The sequence below is a fragment of the Ochrobactrum sp. 19YEA23 genome (assembly GCF_029909865.1).
Taxonomy (GTDB): Bacteria; Pseudomonadota; Alphaproteobacteria; order Rhizobiales; family Rhizobiaceae; genus Brucella; species Brucella gambitense.
Genome location: NZ_JASAMQ010000006.1, coordinates 248,641 through 265,031, shown reverse-complemented (window position 1 = coordinate 265,031; position 16,391 = coordinate 248,641). Strand labels below are relative to the sequence as shown.

Here is a 16,391-nt window from a genome sequence, read left to right as displayed (position 1 = left end):
CAGCCTGTGTGGTTTGTCTAACCGATGGGTAGACCGCTCTCTGATTTCATTGTGCGTAAGGCGATTTCGGACTGTACCCGGGCAACCTGCGGATGCGGCAGCAGCACGAGGTGAATGAAATCAGCAAAGGCGGCCAGATCTTTGGCAACGATGATCAGAACATAATCCGCATCGCCAGAAACCGAATAGGCTTCGCGCACTTCTTCATGTCTTGCGAGAAAGCTGACAAAAGATTCATCGGTGCGTTCATTGTGCGTCGACAGATTGATGCGTGTGATAGCCCGCAGTCCATAACCCAGTTTGGTGGCGTTGAGACGGGCAGAATAGCCTTGAATAATGCCTTCCTGCTCCAGCCTTGTGCGGCGACGTGAGCATTGGGATTGTGACAGATTGACGAGTTCGGAAAGCTCGGCATTGGTCAATGACGCGTCCCGCTGCAATGTTTGCAGAATTGCACGATCAAAGGAATCGAGGGTAATTTCGTGCATTGAATATCCCTATGTCTCACAATTCATGCAAATCTTCCACAATAATGCACAACATTGCAAGCCCTTCGCGTAATTCGTCTCGTAGAATCTATTCCAATCACGATAAGGAGGATTCAAAATGGGACCATATCCGCACGACGCGCCGAAAGCGGAAATCAACGACGCAAACCCCGCAGGGACGGATGGTTTCGAGTTTGTTGAATTCGCGCATCCCGAGCCTGAAAAACTCGATATCCTCTTCCGGCAGATGGGTTTTCATCCAGTCGCCAAGCACCGCAAGAAGGACATTGTTCTCTACCGTCAGGGCGACATCAATTATCTTCTGAACCGTGAGCCAAACAGCCATGCCGCTGCATTTGTTGCAGACCATGGTCCTTGCGCGCCTGCAATGGCATGGCGTGTGGTGGATGCAGACCATGCGCTGCAGCGCGCAGTGGAGCTTGGCGCCGAAGAATATCGCGGCGACGGCAAGTCACTCGATGTTCCCGCTGTCATCGGCATCGGTGGCTCGCTGCTTTATTTCGTGGACACTTATGGCGATGACGGTTCGTGCTATTCAGCGGAGTTTGAATGGCTTGGCGAGGTCGATCCGAAGCCGAAAGGCTTTGGCTTTTACTATCTCGACCACCTCACGCATAATGTGGTGCGCGGGAATATGAACACCTGGTACAAATTCTACCACGACACATTCAATTTCCGTGAGATCCGCTATTTCGACATCGCCGGGAAAATGACCGGGCTGACCAGCCGCGCATTGACGTCTCCTGATGGAAAAATCCGCATTCCGATCAATGAAAGTGCGGATGATCATAGCCAGATCGAGGAATATCTTCGTGAGTATAAGGGCGAGGGTATCCAGCATATAGCCATCGCCAGCAATGATATTTATGGCGGCACGGATGCGATTGCGGAGCAGGGGCTGGAATTCATGCCCGGTCCTCCGGACATTTATTATGAAAAGTCGAAGGCGCGTGTCAAAGACCACAATGAGCCGCTCGATAAACTGAAAAAGCGTGGCATTCTTATTGATGGCGAAGGCGTTCTTGGCGGTGGCGAGACACGCATTCTTCTACAGATTTTCTCAAAAACCGTTATCGGGCCGATCTTCTTTGAGTTCATTCAAAGAAAGGGCGATGACGGCTTTGGCGAAGGCAATTTCAAGGCCCTGTTCGAGTCCATCGAAGAAGATCAGATCCAGCGCGGGGTCCTGGGCAATGTGCAGCCGGCAGCTAAGAGCGGCCAACTGGCTGGCAATCGTGCATGAGTGATGCGTGGCGCTCATATTCCGGAGCACCTCAGAATGGCACTGTTTTATGCGCGTCGGCGGACATAGCCGACGGGCATACAAAATGTATGGTCTTGCGTGGTGACGGGAAGGAGTTCCCGCTTCTTCTCATCCGGCGCAACGGTGTCGTGCGCGGGTTTGTCAACGCTTGTCCGCACCAGTATCTCCCCTTGAACTACCGATCAGACGCGATACTTTCAGCTGATGGTGCACGTCTCCTCTGCACGGCGCATGACGCGACGTTCAATGCCGAGAGCGGCGAATGCCTGTCTGCCGGGCTGGATGGACTCGATGTGGTTCCTGTAGCGGATGATGGACACGGGAATGTCGTCATCTACGAACGGTAGTAAACAAGAAATGGGAGGAAAACATGCCGAGTACAATTCGTCTGCATCGTGTCATTGCTGCTAAGCCTGAAAAGATTTTCCGGGCATTTATCGAGCCAGACGCAATAGCAAGCTGGTTGCCACCCTATGGATATCTTTGCACTGTTCATGAACTGGATGCGAAGATTGGCGGCAGCCACAAAATGTCGTTTCGCAATTTCACGACGGGCCGTGGCCACAGCTTTGGCGGTGCGTATCTCGAGCTGGAGCCCGGTGAACGTCTTGTCTACACGGACAAATTCGACGATCCGAACCTGCCGGGCGAGATGAAGGTCACGGTTGTTTTGAAAGCTGTGTCTGTCGGGACTGACGTCACAATCACACAGGAGGGTGTGCCGGATATTATTCCTGCAGAGGCCTGCTATCTGGGCTGGCAGGATTCCCTGCACAAGCTGACCAAGCTGGTCGTGCCGGAGATAAACGAGTAGCTATCGTGGCTATGTATAAGCATGTGAGTAGCCTTGGCGGCTATGAGCAGCATCGACCTTGCCGGTTGTAATGCAAAAAATAGTGCAACTGCTTCATTTCGGGGCAGGGCGCGTTATTCTGATGATGAGCTTGCGAAACGTTTTGCCCTTAGTCTCGCGAAAGTATCAGGATCAGCCACGGCGAATGCTTATTTTATAGCACTCTAATTTTTCTTGGTGACTTTTCTTGCCTTAAAGCAACTGCGCCCTACTCTCCTTATCTGTCCGATTGTGGCTTGGAGGGCGGTATGCAGTGGCTTCAGTCCGTATTTGAGCAGGCGCCGGAGATAGCGTTGTTTCTATCTCTGGCTGGCGGTTACGCGCTGGGAAAAATACATTTTGGGAAATTTCAGCTGGGCGGCGTTGCTGGCTCGCTGCTCGTGGCGGTTGTGATCAGCCAGGTGGGCGTTCACATAGATAATGGGGTGAAGGCAGTGCTCTTCGCTCTTTTCATTTATGCCGTCGGTTTTGAAAGCGGTCCGCAATTCTTTCGGTCGCTTGGACGTCAATCTCTTCGCGAAATTGCAATGGCCGCAGTGCTGGCCATCAGCGGATTGGTGACGGTCGTTGTCCTGGCGCGTATGTTCGGCCTCGACAAGGGTCTTGCGGCTGGCATTGCCGCCGGAGGACTGACACAGTCAGCCATCATAGGCACTGCCAGCTCGGCGATTTCGAAACTTGGCCTTGCCGCTGACGAAGTTCAGCGATTACAGGCCAATGTCGCGGTCGGTTACGCGGTTACCTATATTTTCGGGTCTTTTGGCGCGATCCTCGTTTGCGTCAATTTGCTGCCGAAATTCATGGGAAGAACCATACGCGACGATGCCATCAAGGCGGAAGCGGAGCTATTGGCCGGTATTCGATTGCTCGGTCCTAATGAACAGGAAGCTGCGCCTGATCTCGTCGGGCGTATTTATCAGGTGGACAAGGCTGCCGGAAAATCGGTCGCTGAAATCGAGGCCAAGACCTCCATCGACAATTCCATCACGATCGAGCGTGTCAAACGCGCAAACAAGATCATCGGCGTTTCACCGGATTTGAAGCTGGAGGCCAATGACATTGTGCTCATTGTCGGACGTCGCACCGGCGTTGTTACCTTGGGCAATGAAGTTGGTTCCGAGCTGCAATCATCGGATGGCATGGATGTTATCGTGGCCATCCGCGATGTGACGATCACCGCTCCGGAATTTGTCGGAAAGTCGGTCGCAGATATTAAGCAGCATATCAGCTCGGAACTCCGTCACGGCATTTACGTGATTGGCGTCAAACGAGCTGATAAGCCGCTTCCATTGAAGCCTGATACCGTCATAGCTGCAGGTGATGTCGTTTCGCTTTACGGAACGGATCAGGATTTGCAGCGCGTTGCAAGCTCCATTGGGCCGGTTATCGTCGTCAGCGACAAGACGGATTTTGTCTTCCATGGTTTGGGGATTGCCGTCGGTCTGTTGATCGGTCTTGCCGTGATCCGGCTGGGCTCCATTCCGCTGACGCTGGGAAGCGGGGGTGGCGCCCTTTTGTCCGGTCTGTTGTTTGGCTGGTATCGCAGCCGCAACATGGCTATCGGCAATATGCCAACTGCGGCTTCCACGCTTCTGCGCGATCTCGGCCTTGCCGGTTTTGTGGCAGTCGTCGGTCTACAGTCGGGGCTGCAAGCCGTTCAGACGATCGTCAGCAGCGGTCTGTCGATTTTCCTGATTGGCGTTGTGGTGACTATTCTCCCACTCATCATCACAATGCTGTTCGGCCGCTATGTTCTCAAATATGACAACGTAGCCGTCTTTGCGGGTGCGCTCTCTGGCTCGCGCAGCGCAAACCCGGCCTTTGGCGAGATACTGGACAAAGCCGGTAACTCCATTCCTACCACCCCATTCGCAATCACCTATGCACTTGCCAACGTGTTCCTGACCTTGCTCGGGCCACTGGTAGTCGCGTTTTCCTGAGGAATAGATCATGGCGAAAAATGAATATAGCAAATATGCAAAGCTGAGCCCGTTTGAGCTGAAGGATGCGCTTATCGAACTTGCTTCCAGCAAAGCAAACCATGCCATGTTGAATGCGGGCCGTGGCAACCCGAACTTCCTGGCCACATTGCCACGCCGGGCATTCCTGCGTCTTGGGCTGTTTGCGGTTGCAGAAGCAGAGCTATCCTACTCTTACCTCTCAACGGGTGTCGGCGGACTCCCGAAGATTGAAGGTATTGAGGGCCGATTCCAGCGCTTTATTTCCGACAATAGCGATCAGCCTGGCGTCCAGTTTCTAGGACGGTCGCTCTCTTATGTGCGCGATCAACTGGGGCTTTCGCCGTCTGAATATCTTCATGAAATGGTGGAAGGTATTCTCGGCTGTAACTATCCGGTTCCGCCGCGCATGCTGAAAATCAGCGAAGAGATCGTGAAGCACTATCTCGTTCGCGAAATGATCGGCGGCTATATGAGCTCTGATAAAATCGATCTGTTCGCGGTCGAAGGCGGAACGGCCGCAATGACTTATATTTTCGATACGCTGAAACAGAACAAAATTCTGGCGGAAGGCGACACGGTTGCTATCGGCATGCCTGCTTTCACGCCCTATATCGAAATCCCGGAATTGAACAATTACCGGCTGAAAGAAGTGCATATCAATGCAGATCCGAAGCAGGGTTGGCAATATCCAGAGGCCGAGCTGAACAAGCTGCTCGACAAATCGGTCAAGGTCTTCTTTCTGATCAATCCGAGCAACCCGCCATCAGTCAAGGTTGATCAACGCGGACTGGACCAGATCGCTAAAATCGTCAAGGAAAAGCGCCCCGACCTCATTATCCTTACCGATGATGTGTACGGAACATTCGCCGACGACTTCAAATCGATCTTCGCGATCTGCCCATACAACACGATGCTGGTTTACTCGTTCTCGAAATATTTCGGCGCGACTGGCTGGCGTCTTGGTGCGATTGCCATGCAGAAAGATAACGTTCTGGATGCAAAACTGAAGGACTTGCCGGGCTCGGCGAGAAAGGAACTGGATCAGCGCTATTCATCGCTGGTGCCCAATGTATCAAAGCTGAAGTTCATCGACCGTCTTGTCGCGGACAGCCGCACAGTCGCGCTCAATCACACTGCGGGCCTTTCCACGCCGCAGCAGGTCCAGATGGTTCTGTTTTCTCTGTTCGGTCTCATGGATGAAAAGGATGCTTACAAGGCAGAGCTGAAGAAACTCATCCGTAATCGCGAGGCTGCACTTTATCGCGAGCTTGGATTGTCGCCGCAAACCGACAGCAACGAGGTCGACTACTACACCTTGCTCGATCTGGAGGAGATCGCACGCCGTCTTTATGGCGATGATTTTGCCGCCTGGGTCAAAAAGAACATATCGCCGACCGAGCTCTTGTTCCGTATTGCGGATGAAACCGGCATCGTTCTCTTGCCGGGTACAGGCTTTGGCACGCAGCAACCCGCTGGCCGTGCATCGCTCGCCAATCTCAACGAGTATGAATACGCCGCCATCGGGCGTGCATTGCGGACGATGGCTGACGAAGTCTATCAGAAGGAATACAAGTCCAAGAAATAATCAGGTTTAGTTCTGGCCTAAGAGCCAATACTGCCCTTTGAAACGAATGCGCCGATCTGTTTCACACAGATCGGCGCATTCGTTAGATGTGTCAAACTCATCATACAAATAGGATAAATCCGGGTAAGACCTCCGATGACTGTCATTGCATGACTTGTGAGCGCCCCGTTGGCCTGATACCAAAGAGTTGCAGGAAACGGGTGCGCAGGATGGTGGCGATGGTGACAAAGAACGATGAAGCAACCATTCGCCCCACAGGCAATCTTGTTGTCAAAGTCAGTGGTGAACTGAAAAAGCTTATTCAGTCAGGCGCGTTTAAGCCCGGAATGAAACTACCCAGCGAAGCGAAGCTGACGGAATCTTATGGTGTTAGCCGCACGGTTATTCGCGAGGCTGTTGCAGCCCTTCGTGCCGATGGCCTCGTAGAAGCGCGTCAGGGGGCTGGCGTTTTTGTGCTGGAGGGGCAGTCGGCTGAAACTATGCCGTTCCATAACCTCGATTATGACCGGGTTTCCTCGGTTATAGAGCTGCTTGAGCTGCGCACGGGGGTGGAAGTGGAAGCCGCAGGGCTTGCTGCGCTGCGCCGTTCTCCCCAGCAGGAAGAGGCAATCATCAACTGTCATCGGCAGGTGCTGAGCTGTCTCGAGGCAGGTCTACCGACAGCCGAAGCTGATTTTGCATTGCATCTGGCGATTGCTGATGCGGCCAACAACCCTCGTTTTCGAGAGTTTCTGACGATGATCGGTAGCGGCGTCATTCCGCGTGCGGCTTTGCATTCCCAATCGGATACGAATTCGGCCGACTACATTGCGCGTATCCATGAAGAGCATTCCCAGATCGTTGATGCCATTTCAAATGGTGATGAAGAAGCTGCGCGGTCGGCGATGCGACGGCATTTGAAGGGAAGCCAGATGCGGTATCGCAGTATTCTCAGACAAGTTCGCTCAAACTTATAATATAAGTTGTTGACATGTATTATCTGATCGCGCTAGGTCATATGCAGACATCAAAAAAGGGGTCAACATATGGAACCGCATCAGATCAAGGAAAAGCTTGGAGCAGGACTTCTCTCCTTCCCGGTAACGCACTTCGATGCCGAGGAGCAATTTGCACCTGAAAGCTATAAAGCCCATGTCGAATGGCTTTCGGGCTTCGACGCACCGGTCTTGTTCGCCGCTGGCGGCACTGGCGAGTTCTTTTCTTTGCGCCCGAGTGAGATTCCGACCATTGTGACAGCGGCAAAGGAGGCTGTTGGCAATAGCGGCACCGCGATTGTTTCAGGCTGCGGCTATGGCACCGACATGGCGATTGAGATTGCAAAGTCGGCTGAAAAGGCTGGCGCGGACGGCATATTGCTTCTGCCGCATTATCTGATTGATGCTCCCCAGCAAGGTCTTTACGAACACGTCAAGCGCATTTGCCAGTCGATTGGCATCGGCGTGATGGTCTATAATCGTGATAATGCTGTCCTTCAGGCCGACACGCTGGCGCGCTTGTGTGATGAGTGCCCTAATCTCGTCGGTTTCAAGGATGGCGTGGGCGATATCGGGCTTGTCCGCCAGATTACAGCCAAGATGGGTGATCGTCTGACCTATCTCGGCGGAATGCCGACGGCGGAACTCTTCGCCGAAGCCTATCTGGGCGCAGGGTTTACGACCTATTCTTCTGCGGTTTTCAACTTCGTTCCGGGCTTGGCGGTGGAATTCTACCGTGCGCTGAGGGCTGGTGAACGTGCCGCGTGCGAGCGCATTCTCAACGAGTTCTTCTATCCGTTTATGGCCATTCGCAACCGCCAGAAGGGTTATGCCGTGGCTGCCATCAAGGCAGGCGTGCGTCTTCAGGGTTTCAAGGCCGGAAAAGTTCGTTCTCCGCTTTGCGATCTGACCGGAGAGGAAGAAGGCCTTCTCGAAGCGCTCATCGGTAAATATAGCCGCAAGCAAGCAGCTTGAGCGACCAGTGGGAAAAACCGCGGGTTGTTAACCCGCGGTTTCTTTACGAAATGCAACATAGGCTGCGTTTAAAGAGACGCGGCCATTTCTTTCAGGCGTTCACAAGCCTTGGTCAGTTCTGCTTCCGAGGCGGCAATCGACAAGCGAATGAAGCCGGGCGCGCCAAAGGCGATACCCGGCACGCTGGACACACCAAAATCATTGAGCAGATATCCTGCAACATCAGTGTCGCTTTTCAACGCCACGCCTGCTGGCGTTGTTTTGCCAATCAGCTTGCTGACACCGTTGAAGGCATAAAACGCGCCGTCCGGCTGGCGAAAATCGATGTTGGGTATTTCTGAAAGATAGGTCGCGACAAGATTGGCGCGGCGACGAAAAGTCTCTGCCGCTTCCTGCACACAACTCTGGTCTCCGTCGAGCGCGGCTTTCGCGGCCGCCTGTGCAATGCTGCAAACAGACGTGACGCTTTGCGATTGCATTTTGTTGATCCCGGCAATGAGCGCCTTTGGGCCAGCCGCGTAACCAACCCGCCAGCCCGTCATTGCATAGGCTTTCGAGACGCCGTTGACGATGAGGGTCCGATCACGCAATTGCGGGCATATGCTTCCGAAGGAAACGAAAGGATGATCGTGCAGCAAGATGTGCTCATAGATCTCATCGGAAAGGATGAGAACGCGCGGGTGTTGTTCCAACGCCGTTGCGAGTGCACGATATTCCGCAGCGCTGTAAATCGCGCCCGTGGGATTGGATGGTGAGTTCAGCATCAGCCATCGGGTGCGTGGCGTTACGGCCTCTTCCAGTTGTTGAACCGTCAGCTTGAAATCGTGTTGCGGCCCGCATTCAACATAGATCGGCGTGCCGCCATGCAAGGAAACGATATCGCCGTAAGAAACCCAGCAAGGTGTGGGGATGATCACTTCGTCGCCCGGTTCGAGCGTCGCGAGGAAAGCATCGAACAGAATTTGCTTTGCGCCATTAGCGACAGTCAGCTCTTCCGGTGAAAAATCAAGATCATTGTCACGCCTGAACTTGGCGATAATCGCGGTGCGAAGGGCTTCAGTGCCGGCTGCCGCTCCGTACCGCACGCCGCCAGCGTTGACTGCTGCGCAGGCTGCATCGATAACATGGCGCGGCGGCTCAAAATCAGGCTCCCCCAGAGACAGGTCGATAATGTCGCGGCCCTCCGCGCGCAGTTTTTTGGCGGCCATCGAAACAGCCATGCTCGGCGATGACTGAATGCCCGCCGATCTTCTGTTTTCATATTGCATTGCTATGCTCTCATCTGCTGATCGAAAAAAAGAGAAGCCGCCCTAAAGGCGGCTTCTGGCAGGGTTTGGTGTCAGCCATTCACGACATAGTCGAATTCTTTGTCGCGCTGCTTGGCATCCGGGCATCGTTCATCCGCAGCGCCATAACCGCCGCCGCCTGGCAATTGCAGGATGAGCCTGCGTCCAGCGGGGACATGCTGTCGGCCCTTGGCATTGAGCACCGAGCCATCATCGAGCAGGACCGCACCCGGTGCGCCATTCTCGCCGCCTTCACGCCCGCGCGGCGGGTGTTTGATACGATCAAACATGGCATTGAAGTAAATTTCATGTCCGTCCGTCGGTGCAATTTCGACAACCTGACCAAGCCCGCCACGGAATTTCCCCGCACCGCCGGAACCGTCGCGCAGCTCCTTGCGCCAGAAAATAACAGGGCCGACATGTTCGGTCGCCTCGATCGACATCGAATGAACACCGCTTGGAAAGGCGGTGGCGCTTAGTCCATCAAGATGGGAGCGGGCACCGGCTCCACCGCTGTTGAACAGAAGAACCTCGGCTCTCTGGCCGCCATCTTTCGGGGCCTTTTCGCCGGAAAGCGGTCGCGCGCTAACGTGCAGGTTCCAGAGCGCGCCTGAGCCTTCCGCCGGAACCCGACCGGGCAGCATTTTATGGACGGCCCCCAATACGGCATCGGGCACCAGATGGCCGAGCACATGGCGCACGGAAACCGGAGCAGGGTGCTGCGCGTTCAAGATACAATCCTTTGGCGCTATTACCTTGAAGGGAAGAAGCGATGCATGATTGTTCGGGATTTCCGGTGCAATCGAGCATTTCAGGCCATAGCACGCATAGGCAGCCGAATAGATCAGCGGACAATTGATGCCTTTAGGGCTTGGCGCAGATGTGCCGTTGAAGTCCGCAAGTATATGATCGGCATGGACATCGATCCGTACCGCGATATCGATAGGATCGCCGTAACCGTCCACTCGCATCACGTTGGAATAGGTGCCGTGCGGAAGTGCTGCGAGTTTTTCAAGCGTGGCATCATAGCTGCGTTTGAAGATGAATTCGGCCAGCCCTTCCAGATCGTCGAGCCGGAACTCATCCATCATGTCCATCAGGCGACGATGACCGATTTCGTTACAGGCTGCGAGAGAATAGACGTCGCCTACTACCTGATGGCTTTCGCGAACATTGTTGCGCAGAATGTTCACGAGATCCTTGTTGACCACCCCGCGTTCCGCGAACTTCATGATCGGCACAAAGATGCCTTCCTCATAAACTTCGTTGGCATCGGGACCAAAACCACGGCCGCCAACATCCACCACATGGGCGGTGCAGGCAAAGAAACCGGTCAGTGCGCCGTCGCGAAAGCTTGGTGAGACGACGGTGAAATCGTGCAGGTGGCCGGTGCCCTTCCACGGGTCGTTGGTGATGTAGACATCACCCTCGAAGATGTTCTCGCGTCCGATATCATTGATGAAATGGCCAACGGCCTCCGCCATCGCATTCACATGGCCGGGCGTACCGGTCACCGCCTGTGCGATCATCTGTCCGGCGCGATTGAACACACCAGCCGATAGATCGCCGGATTCACGCACACTGGTACTGAAGGCTGTGCGAATGAGCGTTACGGCCTGTTCTTCAACGACCGAGATCAGGCGGTTCCACATGATCTGCATGTGAACATCGGAAATAGGTTTCACTGACATGGGTAAACTCCTTCAGGCAGCCTTGGCGCGCAGCAACAGGCAACCATCGGTCTGCATGATCGCTTCGCGGCTTGAGGTCACGATGGTCGACGTCTCGCGTTCTGTGATGACGGCCGGACCAGAGATCCAGTCGCCCGGCTTCATGTCGCTGCGGTCGACGACACTGGCGTCGAGGAAACGTTCTTCGAGAACGTCGAACACTTTGCGCTGGCCTGATATGGTTGCTGTCGACTGTTTCGTCACGGGCTTGGCGGGGGTGGGTGCGGCTGCATCGGCGCTGGCGCGGAGCGACCAGCTGACGATTTCGACGTCCAGTCCATCGATAACGCGGCCGAAGAAACGCTCGTAGCATTCATCGAAAAGCGCGCTGAAAAGCGAGGCATCCGCTTGGGTATAATCGCGAACTTCGATGGTGACCGGAACTTCCCATCCCTGCCCGACATAGCGCATGTAAGCCGTGCATTCGAGCGAGGGGTTAGCATTGGGCGCGCCCGACCGCACGAAAGACGTCGCTTCCTGTACCAGTTCGGCTATCACAGCATTGACGGCGTTGGCGTCGAAGCGGCTGATGCGGCTATAAGCGCTGCGAACCGATTCAAAACCAAAAGGTGCACGCAGAAAGCCGATTGCAGAGCCTACACCGGCACCAGGCGGGATCAGCAGGTCGTTGACACCAAGCTTTTCGCAAAGCCGCGCGGCGTGAACAGGGGCCGCGCCGCCAAAGGCGATCATGGTGAACTCGGAAAGTTCCTTGCCATTTTCCACCGCATGCATACGCGCTGCGTTGCTCATATTCTCATCGACGACTTCGCTGAGGCCATAAGCCGAAGTTGCGATATCTGAACCCAGCTTGCTGCCAATATCTGCATCCATGGCGCTTTCGGATGCCGAGCGCGACAGTTTCATCGAGCCGCCAGCAAAGCTGTCCGGATCAAGGCGACCAAGAATGACATCTGCATCAGTCACGGTTGGATTGACACCGCCACGATCATAGCAAGCCGGTCCCGGTTCCGAGCCAGCACTGTGCGGACCAACGCGTATCTGACGCATGGAATCGACGGTTGCAATCGAGCCGCCGCCAGCGCCGATCTCGACCATTTCGATGACCGGGATGGAGATTGGCATGCCGCTGCCCTTCTTGAAGCGATAGGTGCGCGCCACTTCGAAGGTCTTCGACGTTTTGGGTGTCTGCTGTTCAATCAGGCAGATTTTTGCAGTGGTGCCGCCCATGTCGTAGGACACGACCTGATCGAGCTTGTGGTTGGCTGCAATATGGGCCGCGAAAATCGCGCCGCCAGCCGGTCCGGATTCAAGCAGGCGAACGGGAAACTCAATTGCGCTGTCGACGCTGATAATGCCGCCGCCCGAGTGGATCATAAAGACCGGTGCAACAAGCCCTTCATCGTGAAGACGACCAACCAGTCGATTGAGATAGGATGCCATCAACGGTTTGACATAGGCATTGGCGCAGACGGTATTGAAGCGCTGAAACTCGCGCATTTGCGGCGAGACTTCCGATGAAATCGAGACGGAAAGGTCAGGCTTCCTGGCCAGCAGCCTGTCGCGGAAACGGCGCTCATGTTCGCCATTGAGGTAGGAGTGGATGAAGCCGACCGCGACACTCTCATAGCCTTGCGCGATGATGCGATCACAAAGCGCTTCCATCTCGCTCTCATCCAGAGGCTTGAGCACTTCACCTGTTGCGCCCATGCGTTCATCGAGGACGAAGCGGTCGCTGCGGTCGACCAGCGGCGCCGGGAGGACAATATCGAGATCATATTGTTCGAAGCGGCTTTCGGTGCGCATTTCGATGACGTCGCGAAAGCCTTTGGTCGTGACGAGCGCGGTTTTTGCACCACGACGTTCGATCAGGGCATTTGTCGCCAGAGTAGTACCGTGGATCACTGTGTCGATCTGGTTCAGCGCTATACCGGCCTTCTCCGCAACTTCGCGAATGGCTTTGACAATCGCATTTTCAGGAAACGCGTAATCGGTCAGAACCTTGGTTGAGTGAAGTGTTGAACCAACTTCCATCGCCACATCGGTGAAGGTTCCGCCAATGTCGACGCCAACCCTGATCAGTTTGCCATCTATCGTCATGTCTTGCCTAACTCCCAAGATCAGATTCTATGCGTTAAGTGCGGGGCCGGGCTGGAAGGCCGCGGTTCAGGCACGTGTTTTCTCGTTCCGGCAGGCGGTGCCTGTCGGCTCAAAACTGTTGCTTCGTATTGTTGCGGCTAACTTGAAACGTTCAGACGTTCACCAGTTAGTCTGCCTTAGTTCTTGCCGGTGAAATCCACCCCTTCGACGGTAGTCGGCAGCTTTGCGCGATCCACACCGATCCATTTCTTGTAAAGGCCGTCGAGCGAGCCGTCCGCCGTATGGCGGGTGACAAAATCATTCAGATAGTCGAGCATTTCCTGGTCGCCTTTGCGAACCGCCATCGCCTGGAAATTGTCTGCAACTTTGTATTTGCGACCGTAATTGCCGCTGTTACCGGTCTTGTCGATCACGAGCCCATAGGTCACGCTACCCAGAATGGCATCGACCTGACCGGACAGGAGCGCTTGTACTGTGGTTGCATCGTCATCGAAGCGCTTGATCTGCGTGTTGGCTGGAGCGACTTTCTTCAGGACCGGCTCGAAAACGCTGCCGCGATTGACGCCGATGATGTATTTGCCCAGATCGTTATTGCCCTTGATATCAACGTCGTTCTTGCCCCAGACAGTGATGTCGTTGGATGAATAGGGAATGGCGAACTGAATGACCTTGGCACGCTCTGGCGTGATGGTCATGGACGGAACAAGAAAATCGACCATACCATTGGTGAGTAGAGGAATACGGTTCTGACCGGTGATGCGCTCGAACTTGATTTGAACGCCCAGTTCCTTGGCAATCAGGTCAGCTACATCAACGTCATAGCCGCCATTCTTGCCATTTTCATCGATGAATCCCCATGGAAACTGATCCATCTGCACGCCGATGGTTACGGTGCCCTTGGCCTTGATTTCTTCCGGCGTTGCGGCCCCAGCTGCAGTGGCCATGCATACCGTTGCGAGTAGGCCCATCGTGAAACCGAATGAAGCTTTGGAACGAGCGAAACTTGAATTGAACATGTTCTTACCTCTGATTGTTTTATTGTTATTCAACGAGACGCATTCAGGCGCTTTTCGATACGGGCGCTGTAATAGGTGAGCGGAATGCAGATCACGAAGTAGACAAGGCCGACAGCGCCGTAGACTTTGAGCGGCTCGAAGGTAATGTTCGCCATCAGCTGCCCTGAGCGCGTTAACTCGGTCAGTCCAAGCAAAGCCGCCAGTGCTGTGCCCTTGATCAGATTAACCATAAAGCCAATGGTTGCGGGCAGGCCGATGCGGAATGCCTGGGGAAGCACGACATCCGACATGCGACGGAGATAGCCAATGCCAAGCGCGCGGGCCGCTTCATCCTGCCCCGCCGATACAGCCTCGATGCTGCCCCGCCAGATTTCGCCGAGAAACGCACTGGTATGGAGCGAAAGACCGATGATCAGCGCGACCCAGACATCAACACGAATGCCGAGCAGTGGCAGGCCGAAATAGACGAAGAAAAGCTGGATCAGCAGCGGTGTGCCCTGAAAGATCTGGATATATGTCGCCATGAAATAGCGAAGCCATTTCTTGTTGCTCGTGCGTCCAAGGGCCACGATGAGGCCGCATGCGCCACCGAAGACGAAGGCGAGGAGTGACAGGATGACTGTCCAGCGAGCCCCTTCGAGAATGAACAGGAATTCTGCAAAGCCGAAACTGCGTATCATCGGTCTGCCTCACTTCGTCGGATAGGAAAAGTAAGTTCTGCCAATGAGTTGGAGAACTATGGAGAAGAACTGCGAAAGCGCGAGATAGATAACGCCGAGTGCGAAATAGACTTCGAAGCTGCGGAATGTCTCGGAATCGATCATTTGACCGACATAGGTGAGTTCTTCTGCGGAAACTGAAGCCACGAGGCTGGAATTGAGCATCATCAGGATGAACTGGCTGCAAAGCGCCGGGTAGACCGCACGAATGGCCGGCCGAAAGATGATGAAGCGATAGACGTCGAGCGTATGAAGACCAAGCGCGCGTCCTGCTTCCACCTGACCCTTCTTGATGGACTCCACCCCGCCGCGCACGATTTCGGCTGCATAAGCTGCACAATTGAGCGTCATGGCGAGGATTGCCGCCTGTGTGGCTGTCAAGGTGACGCCAAGAGATGGCATCCCGAAGAAGATGAAAAATACCTGTACCAGAAACGGTGTGTTGCGGATCAGTTCGATATAGGCAAATGCAGTCCGGGATACGGTTCGTATTGAACTCATGCGCATCAGCATGAAGACAATGCCGAGAATTAGCCCAAGTGCCATCGAGATGGAGGATATCTTCAGGGTTTGTAACGCGCCGCTCAGCAGCAGTGGCCAGGCCGCCAGAACCGGCCCCATGTCGAAACTATATTGCATTGGCAAGCTCCCGTAATTTCGCTCGGTTCCCCTTTGTTTTGTTAGTGATTGAGGATCTGGCCCAGAAATGCCTTGGCGCGTTCGTGCTTGGGATTTCCGAAGAATTCTGCGGGAGGAGCGCTTTCGATAATCTCTCCGCGATCCATGAAAATAACGCGGTGGGCAACGGCGCGCGCAAATCCCATTTCATGGGTCACGCAGATCATGGTGATGCCGTCGTCAGCAAGGGAGATCATGGTATCGAGAACTTCTTTCACCATTTCAGGATCAAGCGCCGATGTGGGCTCATCGAACAACATGATCTTGGGCCCCATGCAAAGCGCGCGTGCAATGGCCACACGCTGCTGCTGGCCTCCGGAAAGCTGGGCTGGATATTTATTGGCTTGTTCCGCGATATGTACCCGTTTGAGAAAATGCATAGCCTTTTCTTTGGCCTCGGCTGTCGAAGCCTTATGCACGCGGCGTGGCGCAAGCATGCAATTTTCAAGCACAGTCATATGGGGGAAAAGATTGAACTGCTGAAACACCATGCCAACGTCGCGTCGGATATGATCGACATTGGCCCCTTTATTGCCGAGGCGCGTTCCATTCACATCGATGGTGCCGTCCTGAATTTCTTCAAGGTGATTGATACACCGAATAAGCGTTGATTTACCCGAGCCGGAGGGGCCGCACAGAACGATATGTTCGCCCCTGTTCACGTCCAGATTCACATTCTTGAGTACGTGAAGCTGGCCATACCATTTATTGACCGCGCTCATCGTGATGGCTTGTTCAGACATCTATCTCTCGCTTCATATGTGTAGGCAGAAAGGAAAT

At 54.4% G+C, this 16,391-nt stretch carries 15 protein-coding genes; 7 read left to right on the top strand and 8 right to left on the bottom strand.

Going from position 1 to position 16,391, the window contains the following annotated elements; translation table 11 throughout:
• Positions 1–17: 17 nt before the first annotated feature.
• Entirely contained in the window at positions 18–488 is a 471-nt protein-coding gene (locus tag QBD01_RS16860; protein ID WP_182521523.1) for an Lrp/AsnC family transcriptional regulator, read from the bottom strand.
• Between the two features lie 118 nt (positions 489–606).
• On the opposite strand from QBD01_RS16860, the gene hppD reads away from it, so the two are divergent.
• From hppD to kdgD, 7 genes are all read left to right on the top strand, one after another.
• Positions 607–1,752 (top strand): 4-hydroxyphenylpyruvate dioxygenase, encoded by a 1,146-nt coding sequence (hppD, locus tag QBD01_RS16855; protein ID WP_280993774.1) that lies wholly within the window; start codon positions 607–609, stop codon positions 1,750–1,752.
• Positions 1,749–2,120: a Rieske 2Fe-2S domain-containing protein gene (locus QBD01_RS16850; RefSeq protein WP_280993773.1), complete on the top strand. Its 372-nt coding sequence runs from the start codon at positions 1,749–1,751 to the stop codon at positions 2,118–2,120. Before hppD ends, QBD01_RS16850 begins: the two co-directional genes overlap by 4 nt.
• Positions 2,121–2,143: 23 nt before the next feature.
• Positions 2,144–2,587 carry an SRPBCC family protein gene (locus QBD01_RS16845; protein ID WP_280993772.1) on the top strand — a complete coding sequence of 148 codons (444 nt, stop codon included), beginning with the start codon at positions 2,144–2,146 and terminating at the stop codon, positions 2,585–2,587.
• Positions 2,588–2,874: 287 nt separating this feature from the next.
• Complete coding sequence (gene aspT / locus QBD01_RS16840; protein ID WP_280993771.1) at positions 2,875–4,566, top strand: aspartate-alanine antiporter; 1,692 nt, start codon at positions 2,875–2,877, stop codon at positions 4,564–4,566.
• Between the two features lie 10 nt (positions 4,567–4,576).
• On the top strand, positions 4,577–6,172 hold the full coding sequence (locus QBD01_RS16835; protein ID WP_280993770.1) for a bifunctional aspartate transaminase/aspartate 4-decarboxylase: 1,596 nt from the start codon (positions 4,577–4,579) through the stop codon (positions 6,170–6,172).
• Positions 6,173–6,390: 218 nt separating this feature from the next.
• Positions 6,391–7,128: a FadR/GntR family transcriptional regulator gene (locus QBD01_RS16830; protein WP_280993769.1), complete on the top strand. Its 738-nt coding sequence runs from the start codon at positions 6,391–6,393 to the stop codon at positions 7,126–7,128.
• A gap of 69 nt (positions 7,129–7,197) precedes the next feature.
• Positions 7,198–8,121 (top strand): 5-dehydro-4-deoxyglucarate dehydratase, encoded by a 924-nt coding sequence (kdgD, locus tag QBD01_RS16825; RefSeq protein WP_280993768.1) that lies wholly within the window; start codon positions 7,198–7,200, stop codon positions 8,119–8,121.
• 68 nt (positions 8,122–8,189) lie between these two features.
• Here the strand turns inward: kdgD and QBD01_RS16820 are convergent, their stop codons facing one another.
• The 7 genes from QBD01_RS16820 to QBD01_RS16790 all read right to left on the bottom strand — a co-directional run bounded on the left by QBD01_RS16820 (position 8,190) and on the right by QBD01_RS16790 (position 16,354).
• Positions 8,190–9,389, bottom strand: coding sequence for a pyridoxal phosphate-dependent aminotransferase (locus QBD01_RS16820; protein WP_280993767.1), 1,200 nt, complete (start codon positions 9,387–9,389; stop codon positions 8,190–8,192).
• 71 nt (positions 9,390–9,460) lie between these two features.
• A complete protein-coding gene (locus tag QBD01_RS16815; RefSeq protein WP_280993766.1) occupies positions 9,461–11,098 on the bottom strand; it encodes a hydantoinase B/oxoprolinase family protein in 1,638 nt (545 codons plus the stop codon).
• Between the two features lie 12 nt (positions 11,099–11,110).
• Positions 11,111–13,198, bottom strand: coding sequence for a hydantoinase/oxoprolinase family protein (locus tag QBD01_RS16810; RefSeq protein ID WP_280993765.1), 2,088 nt, complete (start codon positions 13,196–13,198; stop codon positions 11,111–11,113).
• Between the two features lie 176 nt (positions 13,199–13,374).
• A complete protein-coding gene (locus tag QBD01_RS16805; protein ID WP_280993764.1) occupies positions 13,375–14,142 on the bottom strand; it encodes a transporter substrate-binding domain-containing protein in 768 nt (255 codons plus the stop codon).
• Positions 14,143–14,243: 101 nt separating this feature from the next.
• Positions 14,244–14,894 carry an amino acid ABC transporter permease gene (locus tag QBD01_RS16800; RefSeq protein ID WP_280993763.1) on the bottom strand — a complete coding sequence of 217 codons (651 nt, stop codon included), beginning with the start codon at positions 14,892–14,894 and terminating at the stop codon, positions 14,244–14,246.
• A 9-nt stretch (positions 14,895–14,903) separates the two neighbouring features.
• Positions 14,904–15,572 carry an amino acid ABC transporter permease gene (locus QBD01_RS16795; RefSeq protein ID WP_280993762.1) on the bottom strand — a complete coding sequence of 223 codons (669 nt, stop codon included), beginning with the start codon at positions 15,570–15,572 and terminating at the stop codon, positions 14,904–14,906.
• 41 nt (positions 15,573–15,613) lie between these two features.
• Entirely contained in the window at positions 15,614–16,354 is a 741-nt protein-coding gene (locus tag QBD01_RS16790) for an amino acid ABC transporter ATP-binding protein (protein ID WP_182521510.1), read from the bottom strand.
• Positions 16,355–16,391: the final 37 nt, after the last annotated feature.

Excerpts from the sequence above, each read along its gene's own strand:
- QBD01_RS16820 (WP_280993767.1), bottom strand. The coding sequence starts at position 9,389 with ATGCAATATGAAAACAGAAGATCGGCGGGCATTCAGTCATCGCCGAGC.
- QBD01_RS16790 (WP_182521510.1), bottom strand. The coding sequence starts at position 16,354 with ATGTCTGAACAAGCCATCACGATGAGCGCGGTCAATAAATGGTATGGC.
- QBD01_RS16845 (WP_280993772.1), top strand. The coding sequence starts at position 2,144 with ATGCCGAGTACAATTCGTCTGCATCGTGTCATTGCTGCTAAGCCTGAA.
- QBD01_RS16815 (WP_280993766.1), bottom strand. The coding sequence starts at position 11,098 with ATGTCAGTGAAACCTATTTCCGATGTTCACATGCAGATCATGTGGAAC.
- QBD01_RS16795 (WP_280993762.1), bottom strand. The coding sequence starts at position 15,572 with ATGCAATATAGTTTCGACATGGGGCCGGTTCTGGCGGCCTGGCCACTG.
- QBD01_RS16830 (WP_280993769.1), top strand. The coding sequence starts at position 6,391 with ATGGTGACAAAGAACGATGAAGCAACCATTCGCCCCACAGGCAATCTT.
- QBD01_RS16850 (WP_280993773.1), top strand. The coding sequence starts at position 1,749 with ATGAGTGATGCGTGGCGCTCATATTCCGGAGCACCTCAGAATGGCACT.
- hppD (WP_280993774.1), top strand. The coding sequence starts at position 607 with ATGGGACCATATCCGCACGACGCGCCGAAAGCGGAAATCAACGACGCA.
- QBD01_RS16805 (WP_280993764.1), bottom strand. The coding sequence starts at position 14,142 with ATGGCCACTGCAGCTGGGGCCGCAACGCCGGAAGAAATCAAGGCCAAG.
- QBD01_RS16800 (WP_280993763.1), bottom strand. The coding sequence starts at position 14,894 with ATGATACGCAGTTTCGGCTTTGCAGAATTCCTGTTCATTCTCGAAGGG.
- QBD01_RS16810 (WP_280993765.1), bottom strand. The coding sequence starts at position 13,198 with ATGACGATAGATGGCAAACTGATCAGGGTTGGCGTCGACATTGGCGGA.
- kdgD (WP_280993768.1), top strand. The coding sequence starts at position 7,198 with ATGGAACCGCATCAGATCAAGGAAAAGCTTGGAGCAGGACTTCTCTCC.
- QBD01_RS16860 (WP_182521523.1), bottom strand. The coding sequence starts at position 488 with ATGCACGAAATTACCCTCGATTCCTTTGATCGTGCAATTCTGCAAACA.
- QBD01_RS16835 (WP_280993770.1), top strand. The coding sequence starts at position 4,577 with ATGGCGAAAAATGAATATAGCAAATATGCAAAGCTGAGCCCGTTTGAG.
- aspT (WP_280993771.1), top strand. The coding sequence starts at position 2,875 with ATGCAGTGGCTTCAGTCCGTATTTGAGCAGGCGCCGGAGATAGCGTTG.